Below are 24902 nucleotides of genomic sequence, written 5' to 3'. Positions count from 1 at the left end.
CCTTGCTGTCACTCATAGTAAGCCTATGAGTACGCACAGTGGCTAGGGGTCTGCGGGCCCAATTAGGAAGAGCGCGCGCCGGGTTGACGTACCCAGGCGTCAGACGGTCGAACCGTCCGGGCCGTGGGTCACGCCAGTACGTGGTCGACGAAGCACCAGCGCCAGCTCTCACCGGGCTCGAAGGTCCGCATCAGGGGATGTCCGGTCTCCTTGAAATGCCCCGTCGCGTGCCGCAGCGGCGATGAGTCGCAGCAGCCGAGGTGCCCGCAGATCAGACACAGGCGCAACTGCACCGGATGTGTACCGGCGGCCTGGCACTCCAGGCAGGTCTCGCTCAGCGGCCCGGGTTCGGGGTGCGGCAGCTCGTCGGCGTGCGTGCACTGTTTCATGATTGCCAGGTTACGTCGGGCGTGTGGGATGTCGCGCGAAAACGAGGGCGGGCGGAAGACGATGGACGTATTGCCACTGCTGTTGCTGGTCGCGGGGAGCGCCGCGGTCGCCGGGTTCGCCCGTCGCACTCCGGTGCCGGCGCCGCTGTTGCTCGTCGCGGCGGGCCTGGCCGTCTCGTACGTCCCGGGGGTGCCTGGATACGAACTCGACCCGGAGGTCGTGCTCCCGCTGGTGCTGCCCCCGCTGCTGTACACGGCGGCCACCGACAGCTCGTACCTCGATCTCCGGGCGCACATGCGGCCCATCGCGCTGCTGTCGGTGGGGTACGTGCTCTTCGCGACGCTGGCCGTCGGCTGGGCCGCCTATCTGATCGTGCCGAGCCTGCCGCTGCCCGCGGCGCTGGTCTTCGGGGCGGTGGTGGCGCCGCCGGACGCGGTGGCGGCCACGGCGGTGGCACGCCGGGTGGGGCTGCCCTCGCGGATCACCACGATCCTTCAGGGCGAGTCCCTGGTGAACGACGCGACCGCGATCACCGCCTACAAGGTGGCCCTCGCCGCCGCGGTCGGCGAGGGCGCGACCTGGGCGGGCGGTGTCCGTGAGTTCCTCCTCGCGGCGGTCGGCGGTGTGGTCGTCGGTCTCGTCCTGATGGTTCCGATCCACTGGTTGCGCACGCACCTGAATGAGGCACTTCTCCAGAACACCCTCTCCTTGTTGATCCCCTTCGCCGCCTACGGGATCGCCGAGCAGGTGCACGCCTCCGGAGTGCTCGCGGTGGTCGTCGTCGCGCTCTACCTCGGGCACCGCGCCTGGGAGGTGGACTTCGCGACCCGGCTCCAGGAGGAGGCGGTGTGGAAGATGGTCGCGTTCGTCCTGGAGTCGGCGGTGTTCGCCCTGATCGGACTCCAACTGCCGGTCGTCCTCAAGGGCCTCGGCCAGTACCAGGGAGCCCAGGCCGCCTGGTATGCGGTGGCCGTCTTCCTGGTCGTGGTCGCCGCCCGGTTCGTGTGGATCTATCCCGCCACCTTCCTGCCCCGGATCCTGTCGGCGCGCGTCCGGGAGCGCGAGGGGTCCCCCACCTGGAAGGGCCCGTTCATCATCGGCTGGGCCGGCATGCGCGGGGTGGTCTCGCTCGCCATCGCCTTCTCCATCCCGCTCACCGTGGACGGTGGTGTCTCCTTCCCCGATCGCAACCTCCTCCTCTTCCTCACCTTCACCACCGTGATCGGGACCCTGGTCGTCCAGGGACTGACCCTGCCCCCTCTCATTCGCCTGCTGAAGCTGCCGGGACGCGACGTCCAGGCCGAGACGCTCGCCGAGGCGAACGCCCAGGCTCAGGCGTCCCGGGTCGCCGAGGAGCGCCTCGACGAACTCCTCGCCGACGACCGCAACGCCCTGCCCCCGCCGCTCGCCGACCGGCTCCGCTCGGTCCTGGAACGCCGCCGCAACGCCGTCTGGGAACGGCTCGGCGCCGTCAACCCGGTGACCGGGGAGACCGCTGACGACACCTACCGCCGCCTGTCCCGCGAGATGATCAGCGCCGAACGCGAGATGTTCGTGAAACTCCGCGACCACCGCTACATCGACGACGAAATGCTCCGCACCCTCCTGCGCAGACTCGACCTGGAGGAGGCGGCGGCCTACCGGGAAGCGGCGTGAAGCGCCGGACGGGGGCTCACAACGGTGCCCCCGTGATCACCGCCGCCACCGTCGTCCCCCGTGGGAACGCCCCCTCCTCCACCAGGGTGACAAGTCCGTAGAGCATCTTGGCGACATAGAGACGCTCCACGGGCAGGCCGTGGCGCTGTTCGAAGTCCGCGGCGAAGGTGTCGAGTTCGGGCGTGGTGCGGGCATAGCCGCCCAAGTGGAAGCGGTCGTCGAGTGACCAGGTCCCGCACGGGCCGCCGAAGGCGGCTTCCTGGAGGGCTCTTATGTCACCGCCCAGGAAGCCGCCCTTGAGGACAGGGATCCCCAGGGCCCGCTGGTCGGGGGCGAGGCCTGCGGCCAGGCCGGCGAGGGTGCCGCCGGTGCCGCAGGCCAGGACGGCCACATCGACACCGCCATGGCCCCGCAGCTCCGCGCCGAGCTCCCGGCAGCCGCGTACGGCAAGAGAGTTGCTGCCACCCTCCGGGACGACGTACGCGTCCTCGGCGTCCACCGAGCGCAGCAGGGCGGCCAGCGTCTCCGGTTCGCTCTTGCGGCGATACGTCGATCTGTCGACGAAGTGCAGTCGCATGCCGTCGGCCGCGCAGCGGGTCAGTGAGGGGTTGAGGGGCCGGTCGGCCAGCTCCTGGCCGCGGACCACCCCCACGGTCGTCAGCCCGAGGAGGCGGCCCGCGGCGGCGGTGGCGCGCAGATGGTTGGAGTACGCGCCGCCGAACGTGACCACCGTGCGGCCCGCCGCCGCGCGGAGGTTCGGGGCGAGCTTGCGCCACTTGTTTCCGATCAGCTCCGGGTGGATCAGATCGTCCCGCTTGAGCAGCAGCCGCACGCCCTGGCGCGTGAAGCGCTCGTCCGTGACCTGACACAGCGGCGAGGGCAGCCTCGGCCGCAGAACGGTCGGGTCGAGCGCTTCGGGGACGTCCGGAGCGGCCGGGGTGGTCGGGTCGTCCGGGGTTGCGGGGCTGGGCACCCCACCATTGTCGGACACCTGTCCGGTATGCGGGCAGCCACCCCGTGCCCGTCCGTCACTTGAGGCGGTCGCGGACGCGCTCTCTCATCGAGGCCATCGTGAAGCCGCGCGGGTCGACCTTGCCCGGCTGCCACTCCAGGTGGCCGATGACCGAACGCTCCGTCCAGCCGTGGTGGCGGCAGATCGCGGCCGCGGCCTTCTCGATGGCCTCCAGCTGCACCTCGGGCCACGGATCCTTTCCGTCGCCGAGGTTCTCGCACTCGAAGCCGTAGAAGTGGCGGTTGCCGTCGGTGTTCGCCTCGTTGTCCGGCGGGAGCGCCTTCTCCGCGATCACGGCGCGCAGCACGTCGTCGTCGCCCAGGCCCGCGTGGTTGGCCCTGCCGTAGCCCACGAGGTGCAGGACACCGTCCTTGGTGATGACGCCGTGGCACAGCGGACCGGGCAGGTCCGGGCGGCCCGCACGACAGAGCCCGACGGTGTGCTCGCTGCCCGAGGTCACCGAGTGGTGGATCATCACGCCGTACACCGGACCCCAGGGCCCCTTGTGATTGCGGTTGTGATGCTCCCAGTCGCCGACCTCGACGACGGTGACGCCTTCCTCCCTGAGCTGGTCCAGGAAACCGCCCGCGGACATGGGTGGGGCCATGACCGCCTCCTTCGCACTGCGCGGCGGCCACCGGTCGCGGCCGTCTCGTACCGCAGCTGTACCCGGAACCCGGGGCTCCGGCCCAGCCGTTCGTACGGCGTGCGAGTCGATCCGGTCAGGGACGCGGGCGCGTCTGACCAGCGCGTTCGCGGCGCGTCCGTGAGGCCCGTCAGGAGCGCAGGAACGCGTCCCCGTTCACGGCGATGTGGCTCTCCAGCGCCTGCAGGGCCTGCTGGGTCGCCTCGGGGGAGCCGCTGCCGCGCCGCTCCGCGTAGTACGCCGCGCCCAGTTTCTTGAGGAGGTCGCCGCCCGCACGCTGCGCCTGCACCTCGTCGAGCTTCTGCTTGCCCTGGGTGAGCCCTCGCTGCGCCTGTTCCTTGGCGCGGTCCAGGAAGCCTGCCATTGCCGTCTCCTGTCGTCGTCCGTCACCGCGTCAAACGGTTGGCCTGATCTGGGAGTTCCCGCTCGCAACGGCTCCGCGCTGTTCGAGGACGACGGCGCCGGCTGTTCGATCGATCGACAAAAGCGGACCCTCTGCCCAATCCACCGTGATCCATTCCCGCTCATTCGTGTAATAGCACCGGCACGCTCCGTGATGGAAGGCTGGTCGGCGCAGATCAGCGCATGACCGGGAGGGCAATTTTCATGTCGGTAGGCGAAGAGGTCCGTGCGGGTCAGGGCAAGCCGCAGCAGAGTCTCGGCACATCGGCCGCGCGGAACCTGGCCACCACCACCAAGTCCGCACCCCAGATGCAGGAGATCAGCTCACGGTGGCTGCTGCGCATGCTTCCGTGGGTGAACGTGCAGGGTGGCACGTACCGCGTGAACCGGCGGCTCAGCTACTCCGTGGGCGACGGCCGCGTGACGTTCGTGAAGACCGGTGACCGTGTGCAGGTCATCCCCGCGGAGCTCGGCGAGCTGTCCGTGCTCCGCTCGTTCGAGGATCAGGAGGTGCTCGGCGAGCTCGCCCAGCGGTGCCAGCAGCGGGAGTTCGTACCGGGCGAAGTGCTCGCCTCGTTCGGCAGCCCGTCCGACGAGGTGTTCCTGCTCGCGCACGGCAAGGTGGAGAAGATCGGCACCGGCCCGTACGGCGACGACGCGGTCCTCGGCGTCCTCGCCGACGGCGCGTACTTCGGCGAGCAGGCGCTCATCGACCCGGACGCCATCTGGGAGTACACGGCCCGCGCCGTCACCGCGGTCACCGTGCTCGCACTGCCGCGCCAGGACCTCGAGCAGGTCGCCGAGCGCTCCGACTCCCTGCGCGAACACCTCACGTCGCTGCGCGCGATTCCGGAGCAGCGCACCAACAAGTACGGCGAGAAGGAGATCGACCTCGCGGCCGGCCACACCGGGGAGCAGGACATCCCCGGCACCTTCGTGGACTACGAGGCCGCGCCGCGCGAGTACGAACTGAGCATCGCCCAGACCGTGCTGCGCCTGCACACGCGTGTGGCCGATCTCTACAACCAGCCGATGAACCAGACGGAGCAGCAGCTCCGCCTCACCGTCGAGGCGCTGAAGGAGCGCCAGGAGCACGAGCTCATCAACAACCGGGAGTTCGGACTGCTCAACAACTGCGAGTACGACCAGCGGCTCCAGCCGCACGACGGCGTGCCCAGCCCCGATGACCTGGACGAGCTGCTCAGCCGCCGGCGTGGCACCAAGCTGCTCCTCGCCCACCCGCGCGCGATCTCCGCGTTCGGCCGCGAGTGCAACAAGCGCGGACTGGTCCCCGAGAGCGTCGAGATCGCGGGCAACCGCATCCCGACCTGGCGCGGTGTGCCGCTGTTCCCGTGCAACAAGATCCCCGTCAGCGACACCCGGACGACCTCGATCATCGCCCTGCGTACCGGCGAGGCCGAGCAGGGTGTCATCGGCCTCCAGCAGGCGGGCATCCCGGACGAGATCGAGCCGAGCCTGTCGGTGCGCTTCATGGGCATCAACGAACAGGCGATCATCTCCTACCTGGTGACGGCGTACTACTCGGCGGCGGTTCTCGTGCCGGACGCCCTCGGCATCCTGGAGAACGTCGAGATCGGCCGCTGGCGGTGACCTTCCCGGCGCCGGCCGCCGTGTTCCCGCCCGATCAGGCGGGAACACCGGGGACGAGGCGGAGTCCGGCCGAGACCCTGGACAGGCGGGGCCTCATCGGCAAGCCCATGGAGGGCAGGCCCTTGGACGGCGGACCCTCGGACGGCGGGTCCGCGGACGGGAGGCCCATGGATCGGCAGGTCGCGCCCGGCCCGCTGGAGGGACAGGAGGCGGCGGGCATCCTGGAGTACGCCCGTGCGTCCGTCGACCCCGAGCTGCGCAGGGCCGTCGACTCGCTGCCTGGATCCATGCGCCGGATCGCGCTCTACCACTTCGGCTGGGAGCACGCGGACGGCACCCCGGCGGCGGGCAACGCGGGCAAGGCGATCCGCCCGGCCCTGGTGCTCACCGCCACGGGAGCGCTCGGCGGTCAGCACGCGGCCGCCGTACAGGCGGCGGCCGCAGTGGAGTTGATCCACAACTTCACGCTGCTGCACGACGACGTCATGGACCGGGACACCACCCGCAGACACCGCCCCACCGCGTGGACCGTGTTCGGCGATGCCGACGCGATCCTCGCCGGGGACGCCATGCAGGCGCTCGCCCAGCGGCTGCTGGCCGAGGACGCGCACCCGGCGTCCCAGGCCGCCGCCGCCCGGCTCGCGTCCTGCGTCGTAGAGCTGTGCGAGGGGCAGCACGCGGACACGGCCATGGAGAAGCGCGGACCCGCCGAGGTCACCCTCGACGAGGTGCTCGCCATGGCCGAGGCCAAGACCGGCGCGCTGCTCGGCTGCGCATGCGCGCTCGGCGGGCTGTACGCGGGGGCGGACGAGGAGGACGTCGACGCGCTGGACGCGTTCGGCCGGGAGGCCGGGCTCGCCTTCCAGCTGATCGACGACGTGATCGGGATCTGGGGGGACCCGAGCCGCACCGGCAAGCCGGCCGGGGCGGACCTCATCGCCCGCAAGAAGTCCCTGCCCGTGGTCGCCGCGCTCGCCTCCGGCACCCCGGCGGCGACGGAACTCGCCGAGCTGTACGGAGTTCCCTACGAGGAAGGGGAGTTGGAGCGCACGGTGCAGGCCGTCGAGCGGGCGGGCGGCCGTGACTGGGCGCAGCTCCAGGCGGCCGACCGGATGTCCCGGGCGATGCACGAGTTGTCCCGGGCGATCCCCGACCCGGAGGCGGCGGGCGGCCTCCTCGCGCTCGCGGAGTTCGTGACGCGGCGCAGCAACTGACCCGTTCGAACCTTCGGATGACCCGTTCGACCCTTCAGAAGGGCGGTTGAAGACCCCGGGGCCTCCGGGACCGTACGGCACCTGACCTCCGTACGGCACCGGGCTCCGGCCGGAGCGGGTCCCGCGCATCCCCACGGTGCGCGGGGCCCGTCTCTCTCGGGCCCGGACAGGCCCGACAGGCCCTAGGCTGCAACAGCCGTACGATCAGCGGCGGTTGAGGCGAGAGGGTGGGACATGGGCGTGGTGATCCGGACGGCGGACGTGGGCGACCGGGAGCTGGTCACCCGGCTGCTCGACGAGGCGTTCCAGGACGACCCGGTGAGTGGCTGGGTCTTTCCGGACGCGGCGCACCGCCGCGCGAAGCACCCCGGGCTGATGGGGATGTTCACCGAGCTCGTGCTCGCCGAGGGCCGCGTCGACGTCACGGAGGACGGCACGGCGTGCGCGCTGTGGCTGTCCGTGCCCGCCGACGCCGGCCACGCAGACGAGGACGACGGTCCCGCACGGCTGCGTGAGGCCGTCGACCCCGACAACGAGCGGGTCGAGCTGATAGGCCGCCTGACGGCCGGGATCCACCCCGCGGGCCGCGCCCACGAGTACCTGTGGATGATCGGCGTGGCGCCCCAGCGCCAGGGCGAGGGTCTCGGCACCGCGCTCGTCCGGTCGGTCCTCGACCGCTGCGACCGCGAGGGTCTGCCCGCCTATCTGGAGGCGAGCAACGCCGACAGCCGTCGGCTCTACGAGCGTCTCGGCTTCGAGCTCACGGGGCGCCCTCTCGACCTGCCGGACGGTCCGCGGATGTGGCCGATGTGGCGCGAGCCGCAGCCCGGGCGGGGAGCCTGATCGGGCAAAGCGCAGGACGACGCGTGCAAGAACGGCGTCTTGGCGCGGACGTACAGCAGGAAGCGCTGAAGCGTCACCCGCCCTACCCTGAATGCATGGGCACCGATGAGCATGTCTGCCCCGCCTGCCGGCAGCCGGTCACCACCGTCGTGCGGCGCCACAAGACGCTGGGCGCGTTCGTTCCCGTATGGGGCCCCGGCCCCTGCCACAACCCGGAGTGCGAGAGGTACGTCGGCGAGCCCGGAGCCGGAGTCGGGTCCGGCGGTGCGGGATCCGGAGGCGGCGCGCGGTCCCGGTCCGTGCCCGGGACCGGATCCGAACCCGGCGGGGACACCGGAGAGCCCCGGGAGCAACCCGGGGAGTCCGTCGCGGAAAAATGAGGAAGCCGAGGGAGCCGACTCGTGAAGTACCTGGTGATGGTGCAGGGCACGCAGGCGGACTACGAGGGCATGCGGGGCAAGGGCTCCGTACATGCCCCGGCCTGGAGCGAGCAGGAGCTGCAGGCGATGTACGCGTACATGGGCGCGATCAACGAAGACCTCTCGAAGTCCGGTGAGCTCGTCGACGGGCAGGGGCTGGTCGAACCGGCACAGACCCGCCTGGTCACGGCCGGGCAGGACGGGAAGGCCGTCATCACCGACGGGCCGTACAGCGAGACCAAGGAGCTGATCGCCGGCTACTGGGTACTGGAGTGCGAGAGCCTGGAGCGGGTCACCGAGATCGCCGAGCGCGTCACCCGCTGCCCCGGCCCCGAGGGCGCCACGAACTACCCGGTGGTCATCCGCCCCATCCTGGACGGCACCGGAGACATCTGAGCGGGATCCGCCCGCGCCACCCCCGGTTTCCCCGAGCGACGCCACTGGAGACGAGGGCGGCCCGGCTGAGGCCGTAGCGTGGCGGGCATGTCCGAACCCTTGTTGCACCTCACCGAGCGTTCCCTGTGGGACGCGGCGCGCGCGTCCGGCGCGTACGAGATGTCCACCCGTGGCCGCACCCTCCAGGAGGAGGGCTTCATCCACTGCTCGCTGCGGCACCAGGTCCCCGGGGTCGCCTCCTTCCTGTACGGCGGGTACGACGGCCCCGACGAGCTGGTGCTCCTGGTCATCGATCCCGAACGGCTGGACGTGCCGCTGCGCTACGAGGCGGTCAAGCCCGGGGGCGAGGAGTTCCCGCACATCTACGGGCCGATTCCGGTGGCTGCCGTGGTGGACGTGGAGGTGTGGGAGCCCGCGTAGGGCTGTCCGCCTCGGGCCGTCCGCTTCGGGTCGTTCCTCGGATCAGGCCGGGGCCGGGAGGCTGCCCGTCGCCGGGTCCCGGCCGGTCAGGCAGTACGTGCCGCCGACCGGGTCCCGCATGACGGCCCAGCGGGCGCCGTGACCGACGAGCACGGCACCGAGCCGCTCGTGGTGGGCGCGTACCGCCTCGATGTCCGAGCAGGCGATGTCGAGGTGGGCGGCGGCGGGGCGGGCGGTGTCGAGGCGTTGCAGGAGGATGCGGAAGGGGAGCCCGGCGGGCGGCCTGAGCAGGTGGAACTCCGGGAGCGCGCCGGGGTGCGACTCCCATCCGGTCAGGGCGCTCCAGAAGGCGACTTCGGCCTCGAAGCGGGTGGGCGCCACGTCCAGGCACACCTGGTCGAGGCGGCTGGTGGCGCCGGTGGGGCCCGGGACGACCGCAGGCCGCGCCGACCCGCCGTGCCAACGGACCGCACAGAACGGCTGGCCACCGGGGGAGCGCAGGACGACCAGGTCCTCTTCGGTGGTGACGATCTCGGCGCCGAGCTGCCGGGCCGACTCCGCCAGCGCCGCTACGTCCTCGACGGCGAGGTCCAGATGGGCGCCGCCGTCGCCCGCGTCGACGCCCTGCGCCTTGACGCAGGCGTCGGTGCCGTCGGGCAGCAGGGTCACGAACTCGCCCTGCTCACCACGCGGTTCGGACAGCTTCGTCGCCGTGACCGCGGTCCAGAAGCCGCAGGCGCGATCGAGGTCCTTCATGGGCCGGTCGACGAAGGCGTAGGTCCATCGAATGGGGTCAGCCATGGGTCGTTTCCCGCTCCCTCTCAGACGCCTTGTGCGGCTCGTACCGTCTCCTGTCCGATCAGCCCGCGCAACGACGTTTTCACCCGTGAGACGAAGGCGTCCCGCGCGTCGGGGGAGAGGACGTCCAGGGACAGATACGGGTTCAGGTCCTCCAGCTCCACGAGGAGCAGTTCGCCGTCGGGGGCCCGGCAGGCGTCGACGCGCTGGATGCCGTACGCGATGTCGTTCCAGTCGACGAACCGCTGCGCGAACTCCCGGTCCCGCTCGGTCGGCTCGTACGGTTCCAGGGCCCAGCGCTCGTCCGGGCGGGGCGCGTACAGGGCGTACTGGAAGGTGTGGTCGACGAAGTAGAAGGACACCTCGTAGCGGAAGTCGATGCGTGGCTGGACGAGGATGTTGCCGTACGGCAGTTCGGGCAGCCGGTCGCGGGGTACGAACTCCAGGCCGATGGAGTCCGCTCCCAGCTTGGGCTTCACGACGTAGGTGTCGACGTCCGGAAGCCGGTCGAGGTCGTCCGCGCGGTCGATGGTCGGGATGACCGGGAACCCCGCCGCGGTGAGGTCCAGCAGGTACCCCTTCCCCGCCATGTCCCCCTTGCCGGACAGCTGGTTGTACACGCGGACACCTTCCGTGACCGCCTGCTTCCGGAACGCGTCGTACTGCGCCTGGTAGTGCAGCACGGGCCCGCTGTTCCGTACGACGACGGCGTCGAAGCCGGTCATCAGCGCGGCCGCGTCCAGGGGGTGGCACACGGCGAGGTCGAACTCCTCGCGCAGGCGGGAGGTGAGGAAGATGTCCTCGTCGCAGTACCGCCGCCCCTTGGCCGGGTAGGCCAGGTCACTGACGTAGAGGACGCGGGGGCGCGCGGACGGCATCGATGACTCCTCGGACTACGGGACTTCAGACGTTCCGTTCCATGGGCGACCCGCTCCCACGGAACACACGGACGTAGTCTGCCTCCCGCCGGCCGATGCGGGGGTGGCCGGGGTCAGGCAGCGGGGCGTTCGGTGAAGCGCAGGAGGTTGCCCGCCGGGTCGCGGAAGGCGCAGTCGCGGACGCCGTACGGCTGGTCCATCGGCTCCTGGAGGACATCGGCGCCGGAGGCGCGGACGCGTTCGTAGAGGGCGTCGCAGTCGGCGGTGGAGAAGATGACACCGCGCAGGATGCCCTTGGCGAGGAGCTCGGCCATGGCCTGTTTGTCGGCGGGGGAGATGTCCGGGCTCGCGGCGGGCGGCTCCAGGACGATCTGGACGTCCGGCTGGAGCGGGGAGCCGACCGTCACCCAGCGCATCCCCTCGAAGGCGACGTCACCCCGGACCTCCAGGCCGAGGACGTCCCGGTAGAAGGCGAGCGCTTTGTCATGGTCGTCCACGGCGATGAAGCACTGTGAGAGTTTCAGGTCCATGGCCCCACGCTAGAGGCGCGTACCCGGTTCCGCTTCCGGGTTGCGGTGGCGGGTCGGGCGGGTCAGGCGCTGGGCCACACACGGCGGGATGGGGGCGCCGTGATCGTGCGGCCGGGCCCGGTACGCGCTCGGGGTCTCGCCGACCAGTTCCGTGAAGCGGGAGCTGAACGAACCGAGCGACGTACAGCCCACGGCGAGGCAGACCTCCGTGACCGTCAGGTCACCCCGCCGCAGCAGGGCCTTGGCCCGCTCTATTCGGCGGGTCATGAGATAGGTGTACGGCGTCTCCCCGTACGCCGCCCGGAAGCTCCGCTGGAAGTGCCCGGGTGACATCAGCGCGGTGCGCGCGAGCGCGGCGACGTCCAGCGGCTCCGCGTACTCGCGGTCCATCCGGTCGCGTGCCCGGCGCAGCCGGACCAGATCCTCCAGAGTCATTTCTTCAGGATGGCACGCGCCACTGACAGAGGCTGGTGGGTCACGGCCACGGACGGGACGCGGCCGCGGTGTCGGGGGCGACGAGCAGGCCCGCGAACTCGTCACTGCGGACGTCGAGTTCATCCAGCAGCTCGCCCCGGCTTCCGAACGCGGCGGTGAAAGAAGACCGCACCCGGACCGTCAGGGACGCCGTGTCGGGCGTCCTGCGGGCCGGGTGCGGGCAGAGGGACCGCGTGACCGGAGAAACCGAACAGGTCGCGGGTCGAGCCGTATGACCAAAGGTCAGGCCTTCTTGGTCTCCCAGAAGATCTTGTCGATCTGGGCGATGTAGTCCAGCGCCTTCTGGCCCGTGGCCGGGTCCGTGGACGCCTTGGCGGCCGAGAGGGCCTTCAGGGTGTCGTTGACCAGCTGGTGCAGCTCCGGGTACTTCTCGAAGTGCGGGGGCTTGAAGTAGTCGCTCCAGAGCACCGACACGTGGTGCTTGGCGAGCTCGGCGCGCTGCTCCTTGATGACGGTGGCGCGAGCCTGGAAGTGCGGGTCGTCGTTGCCGGCCATCTTTTCCTGGACGGCCTTCACCGACTCCGCCTCGATGCGGGCCTGGGCCGGGTCGTACACGCCGCAGGGCAGGTCGCAGTGCGCGCTGACCTTGACCTTGGGGGCAAACAGGCGGGAGAGCATTGAGCTGTCCTTCCTCGTGATCGTCTTCTCAGGTGGGACATTACTCCGTAGGAGACGTCTTTTCTCGAGTGCCCCCATGGGCTTAGGACAAAAGTCCAGGGTGAGACTGGGACTGGTGGAGGATGGACCGGGGAGGTGCCGGTGATGCCGGAGCTGTCGCAGGAGACCGAGCGTGGGAGGGCCGTGCTGCCGTTCGGGGCCGCCGAGGTGACGGGGCCCTCGATGGTGCCCACGCTCCAGCACGGAGATCGGCTCGTCGTGCAGTACGGGGCCCGGGTCAGGCCCGGTGACGTGGTCGTTCTGCGCCATCCGTTCCAGCAGGACCTGCTGGTCGTGAAGCGGATCGCGGAGCGGCGCGAGGGGGGTTGGTGGGTGCTCGGGGACAACGCCTACGCGGGTGGGGACAGCACCGACTACGGAACCGTGCCCGAGGACCTCGTCCTCGGGAAGGTGCGCTTCCGCTACCGGCCCTATCTACCGGGTCAGCGCTCGCCGTTCGCCGTCGTCCGCTGGGCGCTCGGCGCCGCCAGGCCGGTGCTCTCCGACCGGTCGGCCTCCAGGCGTTTGCGCGCTCGGTAGGCCGCCACGTTGGCGCGCGTCGCGCAGCGGTCCGAGCAGTAGCGCCGGGAGCGGTTCGTCGACGTGTCCAGGTACGCGTTGCGGCAGGGGGCCGCCTCGCACAGGCCGAGGCGGTCCACGCCGTACTCGGTGAGGTGGAAGGCGAGTCCCATGGCGGCGATCGCCGCGTAGCCCGCGGTCGCGTTCGACGGGTGGTCCGCCAGGTGCATGTGCCACAGCGGGCGCCCGTCGTCGTCCCGGTGGTCGTGCCCGGAGATCTGCGGGCTGACGGGGAACTCCAGGAGGAGTGAGTTCAGCAGGTCCACGGACAGGGTCTCGTCGCCGCCGTCGGCCGCCTCGAAGACGGCGCGCAGCCGGGCGCGGACCGACCGGAAGCGGGTGACGTCCGCGTCCGTGGCGCGGCGGGCCGCGGAGGCGTTCCCTCCGAAGAGGTCCCGGACCGCCTCGACCGAGGTGAGCGAGTCCTTGCCCCGGGTCGGCTCCTCGGTGTTGACGAGGCGTACCGCGTAATCCGAGTAATAGGCCAGTTCCACTTGTAGTCCTTACGGAGGCGCTCTATCGTCGTGCGTGCGGTCAGGTAACGGCTGATTGCGCTTCCAGGGTATTACGCGGGCGAGTGAAGGCGAACGGAGAAGGGGCTTCCATGACCGTCGGCACCGGAATCGACAGCGACGAGATCCATGGCAACGGCACCGACTGGCATGCCTGGCAGGAGAGCTGGGACCGCCAACAGGAGTGGTACATGCCGGACCGGGAGGAACGCTTCCGGGTGATGCTCGACATGGTCGAGGCCCTGTGCGGCCCGGAGCCGCGCGTCCTCGACCTGGCCTGCGGCACCGGCACCATCACGGCCCGGCTCCTCGACCGCTTCCCGAAGGCCACCAGTACCGGCGTCGACCTCGACCCGGCGCTCCTCACCATCGCCGAGGGCACCTTCGCGGGCGACGAGAGGGTCTCCTTCGTCACGGCCGACCTCAAGGACCCGCACTGGGCGACCCGGCTGCCGTACGGCTCGTACGACGCCGTCCTGACCGCCACCGCCCTCCACTGGCTGCACAGCGAACCCCTCGCGGCCCTCTACGGCCAGGTCGCGGAGCTCGTCCGCGACGGCGGCGTCTTCATGAACGCCGACCACATGATCGACGAGTCCACGCCCCGGATCAACGAGGCCGAGCGCGCCCAGCGGCACGCCCGGATGGACGAGGCCAGGGCGCGCGGGGTGCTCGACTGGGCCGCCTGGTGGGAGCTGGCGGCCCAGGACCCCGTCCTCGCCGCGCCGACCGCCCGCCGCTTCGAGATCTACGGGGAGCACGCCGACGGTGACATGCCGTCCGTCGACTGGCACACGCGTGTGCTGCGCGAAAGGGGCTTCGGGGAGGCGCGGGCGGTGTGGCGGTCGCCGTCGGACGCGCTGGTGCTGGCAGTGAAGTAGACAGGCCGCGGGGGCCGGACGAAGGAGGGGCGGTACGGGATTCCCGTACCGCCCCTTCACTCTTGTCCGTGGCTCAGAGCACTTTTGTCCGTGGTTCAGAGCACCTTGGACAGGAACGACTGCGTCCGCTCGTGCTGCGGGTTCGTCAGTACGTCACGCGGGTGGCCGGACTCGACCACCACACCGCCGTCCATGAAGACCAGCGAGTCGCCCACCTCGCGGGCGAAGCCCATCTCGTGGGTGACGACGATCATCGTCATGCCGGACTCGGCGAGGTCGCGCATGACGTCGAGGACGTCACCGACCAGCTCCGGGTCGAGCGCCGAGGTCGGCTCGTCGAACAGCATCAGCTTCGGGTCCATCGCCAGCGCTCGGGCGATGGCGACACGCTGCTGCTGACCGCCGGAGAGCTGCGAGGGGTAGTTGGCCGCCTTGTCGGCCAGGCCGACGCGTTCCAGGAGCTGCTCCGCACGCACCCGGGCCTGGGTCTTGCTGATGCCCTTGACCTGGACCGGGGCCTCCATGACGTTCTCGAGCGCCGTCATGTGCGGGAACAGGTTGAAGCGCTGGAAGACCATGCCGATGTCCCGGCGCTTCAGCGCGACCTCGCTGTCCTTGAGCTCGTACAGCTTGTCGCCCTTCTGGCGGTAGCCGACCAGCTCACCGTCGACGGACAGCCGGCCGGCGTTGATCTTCTCAAGGTGGTTGATGCACCTCAGGAAGGTCGACTTGCCGGAGCCGGACGGGCCGATGAGGCAGAAGACCTCGCCGGACCTGACCTCCAGGTCGATGCCCTTGAGGACCTCGACCGCGCCGAAGGACTTGTGGACGCCTTCGGACTTCACCATCGGCGTACCGGAAATGTCTTTGGTGGTTTCGTTCTCGGTCATGCCGCCGCTCCCTGACGGTTCGACAGGGACGTCAGATTGGCCTTGATCTTCTGCCACGGGGTGGGCGGCAGCTGACGGCTCGAACCGCGGGCGTAGTACCGCTCGACGTAGTACTGGCCCACGCTCAGGACCGAGGTCATGATCAAGTACCAGGCGGCGGCCAGGAAGAGCATCTCCACCGGGGCGCCGGAGGTCTGTCCGATGTCCTGGGCGTACCGCAAGAGCTCGTAGTACTGCACCGCCGACACGAGGGAGGTCGTCTTCAGCATGTTGATGACCTCGTTGCCCGTGGGCGGCACGATCACGCGCATCGCCTGCGGGATGATGATCCGCCGCAGCGTCTTGCCGTGGCTCATGCCCAGCGCGTGCGACGCCTCGGTCTGGCCCTCGTCGACCGACAGCAGACCGGCACGGCAGATCTCGGCCATGTACGCGGCCTCGTTCAGACCCAGGCCGAGCAGCGCCGTCAGGAACGGCGTCATGAAGCTGGACCAGTAGTCCTTGTAGATCGGCCCGAGGTTGATGTACTCGAAGACCAGACCCAGGTTGAACCAGACGAACAGCTGGACGAGGACCGGGGTGCCGCGGAAGAACCAGATGTAGAACCACGCGATGGACGAGGTCACAGGGTTCTTCGACAGGCGCATCACCGCGAGCAGGATGCCGCCCACGATGCCGATCACCATGGAGAGCACCGTCAGCAGCAGAGTCTGGCCGACGCCCTTGATGATGCGCTGGTCGAAGAAGTAGTCCGGTACGGCATTCCAGTTGATCTTGCCCTGGCCGAACGCGTAGATGATCGCGACGAGCACGGCGATCGCGATGACGGCCGAGAGGTACCGTCCGTAGTGCCGGACGGGGATGGCCTTGATGGCCTCCGGCCCGGCCGGAGGAGTGTCCTCCGGCCCTGCCGTCTTGTCGATGTCAACAGTCACGGGTGTTGTTGCCTTTCAGTGCCCGCTCGCGCCCGCGGTCACTTTCCTCCGTTGACCGCGGCCGTCTTGACGGCGCCGGCCTCGACGCCCCACTTCGCTATCACCTTGTCGTACTCGCCGTTCTTGATGATCGCGTCGAGCGCGGCCTGCAGTGCGTCGCGAAGCTGCGTGTTGGACTTGGCGACCGCGATGCCGTACGGCGCCGCCTCGACCTGCTCGCCGACGAGCTCGAAGTCCTTGCCGCCGCCCGAGGTCTTCACCGCGTACGCGGCGACCGGGAAGTCCGAGGAACCGGCGTCGGCGCCACCGGCGCGCACCCGGGTCTGGGCCTGCTGGTCGTTGTCGTAGGACTCGATGGCGATCTTCTTGCCACCCGTGCACTTCTTCGACTCGGACTTGGCGAGGTCCTCCGAGACCGTGCCGCGCTGCACCGCGATCTTCTTGCCGCAGAGGTCGGCCCAGGTCTTGATGTTCTGGGTCTTGCCCTTGGGGGTGTAGATCGAGACACCCGCGGTGAAGTAGTCGACGAAGTCGACGCCCTCGCCGACCTTCTTGCCGGTGTCGGCGTCGACACCGTTCTGGCGGTCCGCGGTGTCCGTCATCGCGGACATCGCCATGTCGTACCGCTTGGAGCGCAGACCCGTGATCAGGGTGTCGAAGGTGCCGTTCTGGAACTCGAACTTCACTCCGAGCTGCTTGCCCATCGCGTCCGCCAGATCGGGGTCGATACCCACGGTCTTGCCGGAGCTGTCCTTGAACTCGACGGGCGCGTACGCGATGTCCGAGCCGACCTTGATGACGCCCGCGTCACGGATCGACGCGGGCAGCTTGGAGGCCAGCGGAGCTGAGACGGCGCTCGAGGAAGAGCTGTTGGAGTCCTTCTTGGTCTGGTCACCGCAGCCGGTGAGAACCAGGGCCCCGGCGACCGCGATCGCACCGACCGCTGCTATACGGGACTGCGCGGCGGTCGTACGACGGGTGGAGCTTGCGGTCATGGTGGGTTCCTCCGGCGGATGAGGGAGTTGCCGATGGGTCGACGAGAACACACACCTTTGGGTGTCGCGACCTCGTGTGATGACGGCATCTTGCCATTCGGACTGCGCGCTTCAGGGGACTCGCTATGTCAAAATCGGATAACGGGTGACCCCCGAACCGCCATGGACGGCTCCATCAGGGCCGGACCTTGTGCGGGAATCCCTCCTTCCGGCCGGAAGATCTTCGGCGCATCTCGCGATGCGGGCCGGCACCACTCCGCACTTGTAGTGTCTTGAGGTCATGTCTTGGACTTGTCCACATATCCAGGTATGAGTCATGTCACCGGCGTGTGAGCTTCGCGGTATGGACTCGTCGCCGACCTGGTCCGTCCGGTAAGAAGGTTCTCTACACCCCTCATCCGGGGCTCAGGGCGCGTGTGCGGCGCGTCCGTCGCGTATCCGCCCGTACGCACCACCACGGCGGCAGGGTTACGCGGTGCCCGCCCACCCCTCAACCAGGAGTGGTCACCCTCAAATCAATGAAGACTTAAGGGGTAAAACAAAGTGGCAGCGGAGATCGTCAATCCTCGCAGCGACAGCAGTACGGGTCTTGAAGGCGACGTGGAGCCGGTCAATTCCGCCGGCTCCGTCGACACCGTCGGTTCCGACGGTTCCGTCGACTCCCTCGACTTCGACCCTGCCTTTGCGCTGCACCGTGGCGGCAAGATGGCCGTGCAGGCCACCGTGCCCGTCCGTGACAAGGACGACCTGTCCCTGGCGTACACGCCCGGCGTGGCGAAGGTGTGCAGCGCCATCGCCGAGCAGCCCGAGCTCGTCCACGACTACACGTGGAAGTCGTCCGTCGTCGCTGTGGTGACGGACGGTACGGCCGTGCTGGGACTCGGTGACATCGGCCCGGAGGCCTCCCTTCCCGTGATGGAGGGCAAGGCCATCCTGTTCAAGCAGTTCGGCGGGGTGGATGCCGTGCCGATCGCGCTGGACTGCACGGGCGTCGACGAGATCGTGGAGACCGTGGTCCGGCTCGCTCCCTCGTTCGGGGGCGTCAACCTGGAGGACATCTCGGCGCCGCGGTGCTTCGAGATCGAGCGCAAGCTCCAGGAGCGGCTGGACATCCCCGTCTTCCACGACGACCAGCACGGGACCGCGATCGTGACGCTGGCGGCGCTGCGGAACGCGGCGAAGCTGACCGGGCGGACGCTGGGTGATCTGCGTGCGGTGATCTCGGGGGCGGGGGCGGCCGGGGTTGCCATCGCCAAGTTCCTGCTGGAGGCGGGGATCGGTGACGTCGCGGTCGCGGACCGCAAGGGCATCGTCTCCGCGGACCGGGACGACCTGACCGACGTCAAGCGGGAGCTCGCCGGGATCACCAACAAGGCGGGGCTCACGGGGTCGCTGGAGTCGGCGCTCGCGGGCGCGGACGTCTTCATCGGCGTGTCCGGGGGTACGGTGCCGGAGCCGGCGGTGGCGTCGATGGCCGAGGGGGCCTTCGTCTTCGCCATGGCCAACCCGAATCCCGAGGTGCACCCCGAGATCGCCCACAAGTACGCGGCCGTGGTCGCGACCGGGCGGTCGGACTTCCCGAACCAGATCAACAACGTGCTGGCGTTTCCCGGGATCTTCGCGGGGGCGTTGCAGGTGCGGGCGTCTCGGATCACCGAGGGGATGAAGATCGCGGCGGCGGAGGCGTTGGCTGCGGTCGTGGGGGACGACCTTGCCGCGGACTATGTGATTCCGTCGCCGTTCGATGAGCGGGTGGCTCCCGCGGTGACCGCGGCGGTGGCCGCGGCTGCTCGGGCCGAGGGGGTTGCCCGCCGCTGACGCGGCTGCGTGCATTCAGGGCCTCGCCGGGGTTGCTCCCGGCGGGGCCCTGCTTTCTGTCCCGTATTGGTCTGTACGGGTACCTTTGTCCGCCCCCGCCGCCCCTACCCGTCCCATCCCCAGGGGCTCCGCCCCTTCGACCCCGCCGGGGCGGGGCAGGGGAGGGCGGGGAGCGGAGGATCGGGGATGTGGGGGGATGGGGCTGCACCCCCTACCTCGGGCCGCCGCCGGAGGCTCCGCCCCCGCGAGGCCGCCCCTGCACCGCAGCGAGGGGTTTGTCTCTCGACGCCCGATTCGGCCTGGGCGGCCTTTGGCTCTGGGTGTGGAGCGGAGTCTTTGGGGGTGCGGGGAACTGCGCGACCGACCCCCACCTGCCCGCGGCCGAATGTGTGCGGGCGGGTGGGGGGATCGGGGCGGAGCCCCGCTCGAGGGGCGCGAGGGGCTGTGCGGCTGGTCCCCGCCCACCCGCAGTCCAAGGCGTGCGGGGGAACTGCGCGGCTGGCCCCCACCTGCCCGCGGCCGCATGCGTGCGGGCGGGTGGGGGATCGGGGTGGAGCCCTGGGTAGGCAGCGGTGGTTGGGGTCGCTCGTGGTTGGTGCGGACCGGTGTGACGTGGAGCGTGAGGGTGGCGGGACGTGTGTCACAGGGGGACGTGGTTCCGCCGGGCGGGGGCGGAGCCTATCGTCAAGGTCATGTTCGCTGCCTACGCCGCCCGCATTGACCGTGACCAGCCGCTCACCGGCCTGGAGTTGGGGGAGCGCCCGGCCCCCGAGCAGAGGTCGGGCTGGACCACCGTGAACGTCAGGGCCGCGTCCCTGAACCACCATGACCTCTGGTCCCTGCGCGGCGTCGGTCTCTCCGAGGACAAGCTGCCGATGATCCTCGGATGCGACGCGGCCGGCGTCGACGAGGACGGCAACGAAGTCGTACTGCACTCGGTCATCGGACAGACGGGGCACGGGGTCGGCCCGAAGGAGCCCCGCTCCATCCTCACCGAGCGTTACCAGGGCACGTTCGCCGAACAGGTCTCCGTCCCGACGTGGAACGTCATCCCCAAGCCCAAGGAACTCTCCTTCGAGGAGGCCGCCTGTCTGCCGACCGCATGGCTGACGGCGTACCGCATGCTCTTCACCAACGCCGGAGTACGGCCCGGCGACTCCGTCCTCGTCCAGGGCGCCGGCGGCGGCGTGGCGACCGCCGCGATCGTGCTCGGCAAGGCCGCAGGACTTCGGGTCTTCGCCACCAGTCGCGACGAGGCCAAGCGCAAGCGGGCGGTCGAGTTGGGCGCCGTGGAGGCGCTGGAGTCCGGGGCGCGGCTGCCGCAGCGCGTGGACGCGGTCATCGAGACGGTCGGCGCGGCCACCTGGTCGCACAGCATCAAGTCGCTGCGGCCCGGCGGCACGCTGGTCATCTCGGGCGCGACGAGCGGCGACCGCCCCTCGCACGCCGAACTCACCCGCATCTTCTTCCTGGAACTCAAGGTCGTCGGTTCCACGATGGGCACCAAGGACGAGCTGGAGGATCTGCTCTCCTTCTGCGCCGCCACGGGGGTGCGACCCGTCATCGACGAGGTGCTTCCACTGGACCGGGCCAGGGAAGGGTTCGAGCGGCTGGCGGCGGGCGACCAGTTCGGGAAGATCGTTCTTACGGTGGGGTGAGGGATTGAGAGGTACTCGGCCGTTCGGGCCGAGGTGCAGTGCGGGGTGGTCGCGGCGGGCTCGGGAGGATTCGGGCCCGCCGTTTTCCGTACCGTTTGTCAACTGGGGTTGACAGTCATCTGCTGTCAACTTAGATTGACGTCATGACCGAAGCAACGGATCTCGCCGAGCGTGCGGGTGATCGCGATCCGCGGATCGGACTGCGGGCGGTCTCCGCGCTGCGGAGGCTGCTGGAGCAGTTGGAAGCGGTACAGGTGCGCAGCGCGCGCAATCAGGGCTGGTCGTGGCAGGAGATCGCCGCGGAACTCGGAGTGAGCAGGCAGGCCGTGCACAAGAAATACGGGAGGCAGTGATGTTCGAGCGGTTCACGAAGGACGCCCGGGCCGTGGTCGCGGGAGCGATCGGGCACGCCGAACGCACGGGCGCCGAGGCGGTGGACGAGGAGCACATGCTTCTCGCCCTCCTCGATCGGGAGGGCAGCCGAGGCTCGTTCGCGCTGGCCTCGCTCGGGGCGGCCGGTCGTCGCGACTCCATGGAACGGTCGCTTGCCGAGGCGCGCCGACGGGGTGGGCTCTCCCGCGCCGACACGGAGGCGCTCTCCGGGCTCGGGATCGACCTCTCGGAGATCGTCTCCCGGGTGGAGGAGGCCCACGGGGTCGGGGTGCTGGGATCGGGGAACGGGGGTGGCGTCGGGCGCCGTTCCAGGCGTCGGCCGTTCGCCCCGGGCGCCAAGGACGTGCTGACGCGGTCCCTTCGTGCCGCGCTCGCCCGTCATGACCGGCACATCGGCGACGAGCATCTGCTGATGGCCCTGACCGCTCGGCCCGGTGTGCCGGCGGAGGTGCTCGCCGACCACGGGGTCACCTATGAGGCGGTCACACGCGTGCTGTACGGCGGCGGGGAGGCCAAGGCGGGGTGAGTGAGCGGTCGGAGCCGGTGGCTTCGCCGGGGGCTTCTCCGAGGTCCCCGGCCGGAGCCCGGGGGATCCCCTCGGGCCTCGGAAAGCCCCGGGCGGCGATGGGCGTCAGCTCTTCGGCGTGCGCAATGCGGCCCCTATGTGCGCCGCAGCCGTCGACAAGTGACGCCGGGCCGAGCGGAGTTGGTCCTCGGTCACCCCGTGGTCGCGGGCGGCGTCGCGGATGTCGTCGCGGAAGCGGTCCAGGAGGCGTTCGAGGTCGCGGGCCGGGTCGCCGGTGGAGTCCTCGTGGGCCCAGGAGGGTGCGTAGTCGGCGGGGAAGTCCTCCGGAGTGTCCGTGTACTCGGCGTACTCGGGCTTCGCCGACCCGCCGGCCGCCGCACCCGCGCGGCCGAAGCCGAAGTCCTTACCGAAGTCCTTGCCGAAGGTCTTTCCGAAGTCGCCGAACTCCTTGGCCAGTTCGCTCAGGCCCTCACGGACCCCGTTCGGCCAGTCGCCGCGCGCGAAGCGGTCCTGCACCTGCTCCTGGACCCGCTTGGCCATGCGCTGCATCTCCTCCTGCGCCTCCTTGGCCTGGCGCCGCGCGCGCTGCGCCTCGTCGCGGGCCCGGCGGCTCTCGTCCTTCGCGCGCCGGTTCTGTTCCTTCCACTCCTGCTTGACCCGCCGCATCTCCTCCTTGGCGACCCGCCACGACTCCTTGTCACGGGAGTCTCCGAAGTCCCCGAACTCGCCCGCGGGACCTTCGTGTTCACCGGCACCGACGCCGGCACCGGTGCTGGTACCGGTGCCGCTCTTGCCGCCGCGCCTCGCCTCGGTGGCCGCGGCCCGCATCTCTCGGCGCAGATCGCCCGCCGCGCCCCGCACATCGGCGCGGATCTCCGCGGCGAGCTCCGCGACCGACTCGCGGATCTCCAGCTCCAGGTCGGCCAGTTCGCCACTGCGGTCGGCCAGTTCGGCGCGGCCCGCGTCCGTGATCGCGTACACCTTGCGGCCGCCCTCGGTGGTGTGGGTGACCAGCCCTTCCGCCTCCAGCTTCGCCAGCCGGGGGTAGACGGTGCCTGCCGAGGGTGCGTACAGCCCCTGGAAGCGCTCCTCCAGGAGCCGGATCACCTCGTACCCGTGGCGGGGGGCCTCGTCCAGCAGCTTCAGCAGGTAGAGGCGCAGGCGGCCGTGGGCGAAGACGGGAGGCATGTCAGAGCACCTTCTTGTCGGTCGGGGTCTGCGGAGAAGCGGACGACCCGTCCTCGTGGGGCTCGTCCTCCGTCGTCGGCCTGCGGAGCATGGCGATGGAGCCGGAGACGGTCATCGCCTTCAACTTGCCGTTGCCCGCGCCCAGTCGGCCGGTGATCTTCTTGGCGCCCCACTGGCCGCTGACCCGGAGGTCCTCGAAGGCACTGGAGACCGTGCCGCTGGCGGTGTTGGCCTCCACCTCGGCGTCGGCGGGGTGCGGGAGGCGGATGGCGATCTCCCCCGAGACGTTCGACAGCTGGACGTCGGTGGGGGTGCCCCTGGGGTCGAGGTCCACGATCATCGAGCCGCTCACCGATTCGGCGCGCACGGAGCAGCCCGAGGCCTCGACCACGGTCAGGTCGCCGGAGACGGAGTTGAAGCGGAGGTCGCCGGTGACGGCCTGGGCCTCCAGGCTCCCGGAGACGGTCTCCACGCGGACGGGGCCGGCGATCCGTACGAGGGTCGTGTCGCCCGTGACGCCCTTGACCGCCACCCGGTTCTCCATGCCGGAGACCACGGCGGCGGCGCCGACGACGCCCACCTCGACGGGGGTGCCGACCGGGACGGCCAGCGTGACGACGGCGCTGCGGCGCCAGCCCTTGCGGTCGAGCCACTTGAGGAAGCCCTTCCAGGGCAGGTCCTCATACGCCACGGTGAGTGTGCCGTCCTGCTGGGTCACGAACAGCGGCGGGCCTTCCAGCTCGGAGACTTCCAGGCGGGCGGAACCCTCGTCGGTCCCCACGACGTTCACTGTTCCGTTGACGACGCGCACATGAAGTGCCGTCACGGGGTCGTCGAAGGTGAGCTTCCTCGGCTCTGCGACGGACCACTCGGACATGGTGCAGACCTCCCAACGACCCGACCAGACCGAGCATGCGTCTGGACTCGACGTAATCTTGACCCGACGCGCCATATCGCGTCTTCCGTCATTCACGATATATCGCGGATGTGGAAAGTCAAGGCACTCGTTTGGGGGAAGTGACGCCCTCGCGATCGGAGCTTGCGGGTGAGTGGTGGGGACTTGACGGGCAAAACGGGTATTTCCGGTCGTCGTCGATCTACGGTGTGCCCATGTCCACGACGCCCGACTCGTTCCAGGCCAAGGCCGCCGGCGCCCTGCTGCTCTGCCGGGCAGGGCACGAGTCCGTCGGTCTGGCCGCCCAGCTGTTGCGGGAGCGGATGCTGCTCACCGGGGCGGGCCCCGAGTGGAGCGTGCTCGTTCCCGAGGGGGAGCCCTGGCTGCACGGCGCCGAGCCCGTCGACCGCGTGGTCACGGGGTGGGCCACCGCCCTGGCCGTCAGCGCCCCCTGGCCCGTACTGGCCCTGTGGTGGGACGCGGACCGCAGCGGGCTCACCCTCGCGGCGGGCTTCCGGCGCAGCGTGGGCTACGAATGGCTGGCGAACGGCACCCCGGTCGGTGAGGACGAGGCGATGCGCACCTTCGCCGCGCGGCTCGGCCTCGACCCGGTCCTCGACATGCAGGCGCTCGACCCGCTGACCAGGCCGGTGTCCGGGGCGGACGCCCGCGCACGCCTGCGGGGACTGCTCGCCGTCCTCGCGCGCGCGGGGGTGCTGCTGCCGGCCGGGCTCGGCCCCGGGGAGCCGGCCGACCGGCTCCTCGAGGTGGCCCGGATCCAGCCCGGTGCCGAGCAGATCGAGTGGAACGGGTGGCGTGCGGCGGTCCGGGCGGAGCTGGAGGCGGTGGAAGGCGCCGGTGGGGGTTCCTGGCTGCGCGGGCGCCGGGCCCGTGTCGTCGCGACCGGGCAGCTGGCCGCCGGGCTGCCGCTCACCGTGTGGGGCCTACGGCGCCACAGCGCAGGCTGGATCGTCGCGGGGACACTCCTGATGCTCCACGGGGCGCTCGGTCTCGCGTACGACCGGCTGCGCGCCTTCGACTGACGTCCACCCGCTCCCGACGTCGGGGGGCCTACTCCTCGTCGTCCTCGTCGTCCAGCCGCGCCAGCCACGTCGCCAGCCGCTCCACCGGCACCTCGAAGTCCGGATTGAGGTCGACGAACGTACGCAGCTGCTCGGCGAGCCACTCGAAGGTGACCTCCTCCTCGCCGCGCCGCTTCTCCAGTTCCTCGATGCCACGGTCGGTGAAGTACATGGATGGTGCTC

General features: G+C 70.2%; 31 protein-coding genes. 14 read left to right on the top strand and 17 right to left on the bottom strand.

Annotated elements, in window-relative coordinates:
- Nucleotides 1-128: 128 nt before the first annotated feature.
- Nucleotides 129-389: a UBP-type zinc finger domain-containing protein gene (locus ACZ7M2_RS08360; protein WP_352045992.1), complete on the bottom strand. Its 261-nt coding sequence runs from the start codon at nucleotides 387-389 to the stop codon at nucleotides 129-131.
- Between the two features lie 61 nt (nucleotides 390-450).
- Between ACZ7M2_RS08360 and ACZ7M2_RS08355 the strand changes: the two genes are divergently transcribed.
- On the top strand, nucleotides 451-2046 hold the full coding sequence (locus ACZ7M2_RS08355; protein ID WP_471594646.1) for a Na+/H+ antiporter: 1596 nt from the start codon (nucleotides 451-453) through the stop codon (nucleotides 2044-2046).
- Nucleotides 2047-2062: 16 nt separating this feature from the next.
- Here the strand turns inward: ACZ7M2_RS08355 and ACZ7M2_RS08350 are convergent, their stop codons facing one another.
- The 3 genes from ACZ7M2_RS08350 to ACZ7M2_RS08340 form a co-directional block, all read right to left on the bottom strand.
- Nucleotides 2063-2941, bottom strand: coding sequence for a 1-aminocyclopropane-1-carboxylate deaminase/D-cysteine desulfhydrase (locus tag ACZ7M2_RS08350; RefSeq protein ID WP_471595202.1), 879 nt, complete (start codon nucleotides 2939-2941; stop codon nucleotides 2063-2065).
- A 133-nt stretch (nucleotides 2942-3074) separates the two neighbouring features.
- Entirely contained in the window at nucleotides 3075-3665 is a 591-nt protein-coding gene (locus tag ACZ7M2_RS08345; RefSeq protein ID WP_471594645.1) for an N-acetylmuramoyl-L-alanine amidase, read from the bottom strand.
- 169 nt (nucleotides 3666-3834) lie between these two features.
- The gene (locus ACZ7M2_RS08340; protein WP_054228125.1) at nucleotides 3835-4068 is read right to left on the bottom strand and encodes a hypothetical protein; all 234 of its coding nucleotides are present in this window, start codon (nucleotides 4066-4068) and stop codon (nucleotides 3835-3837) included.
- A gap of 242 nt (nucleotides 4069-4310) precedes the next feature.
- Between ACZ7M2_RS08340 and ACZ7M2_RS08335 the strand changes: the two genes are divergently transcribed.
- From ACZ7M2_RS08335 to ACZ7M2_RS08310, 6 genes are all read left to right on the top strand, one after another.
- On the top strand, nucleotides 4311-5717 hold the full coding sequence (locus ACZ7M2_RS08335; protein WP_471594644.1) for a family 2B encapsulin nanocompartment shell protein: 1407 nt from the start codon (nucleotides 4311-4313) through the stop codon (nucleotides 5715-5717).
- Nucleotides 5718-5884: 167 nt separating this feature from the next.
- On the top strand, nucleotides 5885-6931 hold the full coding sequence (locus tag ACZ7M2_RS08330; RefSeq protein WP_471594643.1) for a family 2 encapsulin nanocompartment cargo protein polyprenyl transferase: 1047 nt from the start codon (nucleotides 5885-5887) through the stop codon (nucleotides 6929-6931).
- Between the two features lie 234 nt (nucleotides 6932-7165).
- Nucleotides 7166-7774, top strand: a complete 609-nt coding sequence (locus ACZ7M2_RS08325; protein ID WP_471594642.1) for a GNAT family N-acetyltransferase — start codon at nucleotides 7166-7168, stop codon at nucleotides 7772-7774.
- Nucleotides 7775-7869: 95 nt separating this feature from the next.
- The gene (locus ACZ7M2_RS08320; RefSeq protein WP_352046000.1) at nucleotides 7870-8154 is read left to right on the top strand and encodes a hypothetical protein; all 285 of its coding nucleotides are present in this window, start codon (nucleotides 7870-7872) and stop codon (nucleotides 8152-8154) included.
- A 21-nt stretch (nucleotides 8155-8175) separates the two neighbouring features.
- On the top strand, nucleotides 8176-8589 hold the full coding sequence (locus ACZ7M2_RS08315; RefSeq protein ID WP_471594641.1) for a YciI family protein: 414 nt from the start codon (nucleotides 8176-8178) through the stop codon (nucleotides 8587-8589).
- A gap of 87 nt (nucleotides 8590-8676) precedes the next feature.
- On the top strand, nucleotides 8677-9009 hold the full coding sequence (locus ACZ7M2_RS08310; RefSeq protein WP_471594640.1) for a DUF952 domain-containing protein: 333 nt from the start codon (nucleotides 8677-8679) through the stop codon (nucleotides 9007-9009).
- A 42-nt stretch (nucleotides 9010-9051) separates the two neighbouring features.
- On the opposite strand, the gene ACZ7M2_RS08305 is transcribed toward ACZ7M2_RS08310, so the two are convergent.
- From ACZ7M2_RS08305 to sodN, 6 genes are all read right to left on the bottom strand, one after another.
- Complete coding sequence (locus tag ACZ7M2_RS08305) at nucleotides 9052-9810, bottom strand: VOC family protein (protein ID WP_471594639.1); 759 nt, start codon at nucleotides 9808-9810, stop codon at nucleotides 9052-9054.
- A gap of 20 nt (nucleotides 9811-9830) precedes the next feature.
- The gene (locus ACZ7M2_RS08300; RefSeq protein WP_471594638.1) at nucleotides 9831-10685 is read right to left on the bottom strand and encodes an ATP-grasp domain-containing protein; all 855 of its coding nucleotides are present in this window, start codon (nucleotides 10683-10685) and stop codon (nucleotides 9831-9833) included.
- 113 nt (nucleotides 10686-10798) lie between these two features.
- Nucleotides 10799-11215, bottom strand: coding sequence for a VOC family protein (locus tag ACZ7M2_RS08295; RefSeq protein WP_352046005.1), 417 nt, complete (start codon nucleotides 11213-11215; stop codon nucleotides 10799-10801).
- Nucleotides 11216-11224: 9 nt separating this feature from the next.
- Nucleotides 11225-11650 (bottom strand): helix-turn-helix transcriptional regulator, encoded by a 426-nt coding sequence (locus ACZ7M2_RS08290; RefSeq protein WP_266431591.1) that lies wholly within the window; start codon nucleotides 11648-11650, stop codon nucleotides 11225-11227.
- Between the two features lie 40 nt (nucleotides 11651-11690).
- Entirely contained in the window at nucleotides 11691-11822 is a 132-nt protein-coding gene (locus ACZ7M2_RS08285; RefSeq protein ID WP_471594637.1) for a hypothetical protein, read from the bottom strand.
- A 110-nt stretch (nucleotides 11823-11932) separates the two neighbouring features.
- Nucleotides 11933-12328: a superoxide dismutase, Ni gene (gene sodN, locus ACZ7M2_RS08280; protein ID WP_004983535.1), complete on the bottom strand. Its 396-nt coding sequence runs from the start codon at nucleotides 12326-12328 to the stop codon at nucleotides 11933-11935.
- 144 nt (nucleotides 12329-12472) lie between these two features.
- Between sodN and sodX the strand changes: the two genes are divergently transcribed.
- Nucleotides 12473-12907 (top strand): nickel-type superoxide dismutase maturation protease, encoded by a 435-nt coding sequence (sodX, locus tag ACZ7M2_RS08275; RefSeq protein WP_095857783.1) that lies wholly within the window; start codon nucleotides 12473-12475, stop codon nucleotides 12905-12907.
- Here the strand turns inward: sodX and ACZ7M2_RS08270 are convergent.
- Nucleotides 12811-13440 carry a CGNR zinc finger domain-containing protein gene (locus tag ACZ7M2_RS08270; protein WP_352046007.1) on the bottom strand — a complete coding sequence of 210 codons (630 nt, stop codon included), beginning with the start codon at nucleotides 13438-13440 and terminating at the stop codon, nucleotides 12811-12813. The genes sodX and ACZ7M2_RS08270 overlap by 97 nt on opposite strands.
- A 110-nt stretch (nucleotides 13441-13550) precedes the next feature.
- Here ACZ7M2_RS08270 and ACZ7M2_RS08265 point away from each other — a divergent pair, with 110 nt between their 5' ends.
- Nucleotides 13551-14339: a class I SAM-dependent methyltransferase gene (locus ACZ7M2_RS08265; protein ID WP_471594636.1), complete on the top strand. Its 789-nt coding sequence runs from the start codon at nucleotides 13551-13553 to the stop codon at nucleotides 14337-14339.
- A 95-nt stretch (nucleotides 14340-14434) separates the two neighbouring features.
- Here the strand turns inward: ACZ7M2_RS08265 and ACZ7M2_RS08260 are convergent, their stop codons facing one another.
- The 3 genes from ACZ7M2_RS08260 to ACZ7M2_RS08250 are packed head-to-tail and all read right to left on the bottom strand — an operon-like array spanning nucleotide 14435 to nucleotide 17159.
- Nucleotides 14435-15229, bottom strand: coding sequence for an amino acid ABC transporter ATP-binding protein (locus tag ACZ7M2_RS08260; RefSeq protein ID WP_471594635.1), 795 nt, complete (start codon nucleotides 15227-15229; stop codon nucleotides 14435-14437).
- Nucleotides 15226-16164: an amino acid ABC transporter permease gene (locus ACZ7M2_RS08255; protein WP_471594634.1), complete on the bottom strand. Its 939-nt coding sequence runs from the start codon at nucleotides 16162-16164 to the stop codon at nucleotides 15226-15228. The genes ACZ7M2_RS08260 and ACZ7M2_RS08255 overlap by 4 nt, the downstream gene beginning before the upstream one ends.
- Before the next feature lie 38 nt (nucleotides 16165-16202).
- Entirely contained in the window at nucleotides 16203-17159 is a 957-nt protein-coding gene (locus ACZ7M2_RS08250) for an ABC transporter substrate-binding protein (protein ID WP_471594633.1), read from the bottom strand.
- Nucleotides 17160-17702: 543 nt separating this feature from the next.
- Between ACZ7M2_RS08250 and ACZ7M2_RS08245 the strand changes: the two genes are divergently transcribed.
- From ACZ7M2_RS08245 to ACZ7M2_RS08230, 4 genes are all read left to right on the top strand, one after another.
- Nucleotides 17703-18977 (top strand): NAD(P)-dependent malic enzyme, encoded by a 1275-nt coding sequence (locus ACZ7M2_RS08245; RefSeq protein ID WP_054228111.1) that lies wholly within the window; start codon nucleotides 17703-17705, stop codon nucleotides 18975-18977.
- Between the two features lie 692 nt (nucleotides 18978-19669).
- Complete coding sequence (locus tag ACZ7M2_RS08240; RefSeq protein ID WP_471594632.1) at nucleotides 19670-20635, top strand: zinc-binding dehydrogenase; 966 nt, start codon at nucleotides 19670-19672, stop codon at nucleotides 20633-20635.
- 143 nt (nucleotides 20636-20778) lie between these two features.
- The gene (locus tag ACZ7M2_RS08235; protein ID WP_010984411.1) at nucleotides 20779-20988 is read left to right on the top strand and encodes a helix-turn-helix domain-containing protein; all 210 of its coding nucleotides are present in this window, start codon (nucleotides 20779-20781) and stop codon (nucleotides 20986-20988) included.
- Entirely contained in the window at nucleotides 20988-21554 is a 567-nt protein-coding gene (locus ACZ7M2_RS08230; RefSeq protein ID WP_471594631.1) for a Clp protease N-terminal domain-containing protein, read from the top strand. The genes ACZ7M2_RS08235 and ACZ7M2_RS08230 overlap by 1 nt, the downstream gene beginning before the upstream one ends.
- A gap of 105 nt (nucleotides 21555-21659) precedes the next feature.
- Here the strand turns inward: ACZ7M2_RS08230 and ACZ7M2_RS08225 are convergent, their stop codons facing one another.
- Entirely contained in the window at nucleotides 21660-22742 is a 1083-nt protein-coding gene (locus tag ACZ7M2_RS08225; RefSeq protein WP_471594630.1) for a PadR family transcriptional regulator, read from the bottom strand.
- 1 nt (nucleotide 22743) lies between these two features.
- Nucleotides 22744-23619 (bottom strand): DUF4097 family beta strand repeat-containing protein, encoded by an 876-nt coding sequence (locus ACZ7M2_RS08220; protein WP_352046015.1) that lies wholly within the window; start codon nucleotides 23617-23619, stop codon nucleotides 22744-22746.
- A 233-nt stretch (nucleotides 23620-23852) separates the two neighbouring features.
- Between ACZ7M2_RS08220 and ACZ7M2_RS08215 the strand changes: the two genes are divergently transcribed.
- A complete protein-coding gene (locus tag ACZ7M2_RS08215) occupies nucleotides 23853-24680 on the top strand; it encodes a hypothetical protein (RefSeq protein ID WP_471594629.1) in 828 nt (275 codons plus the stop codon).
- A gap of 28 nt (nucleotides 24681-24708) precedes the next feature.
- Here the strand turns inward: ACZ7M2_RS08215 and ACZ7M2_RS08210 are convergent, their stop codons facing one another.
- Entirely contained in the window at nucleotides 24709-24891 is a 183-nt protein-coding gene (locus ACZ7M2_RS08210; RefSeq protein WP_005312030.1) for a DUF6104 family protein, read from the bottom strand.
- Between the last annotated feature and the right edge of the window lie 11 nt (nucleotides 24892-24902).

This window comes from Streptomyces sp. NPDC111507 (genome assembly GCF_055638955.1).
The sequence above is the reverse complement of the archived record's forward strand: the minus strand, read 5'-3'. Positions and strand labels throughout refer to the sequence as shown.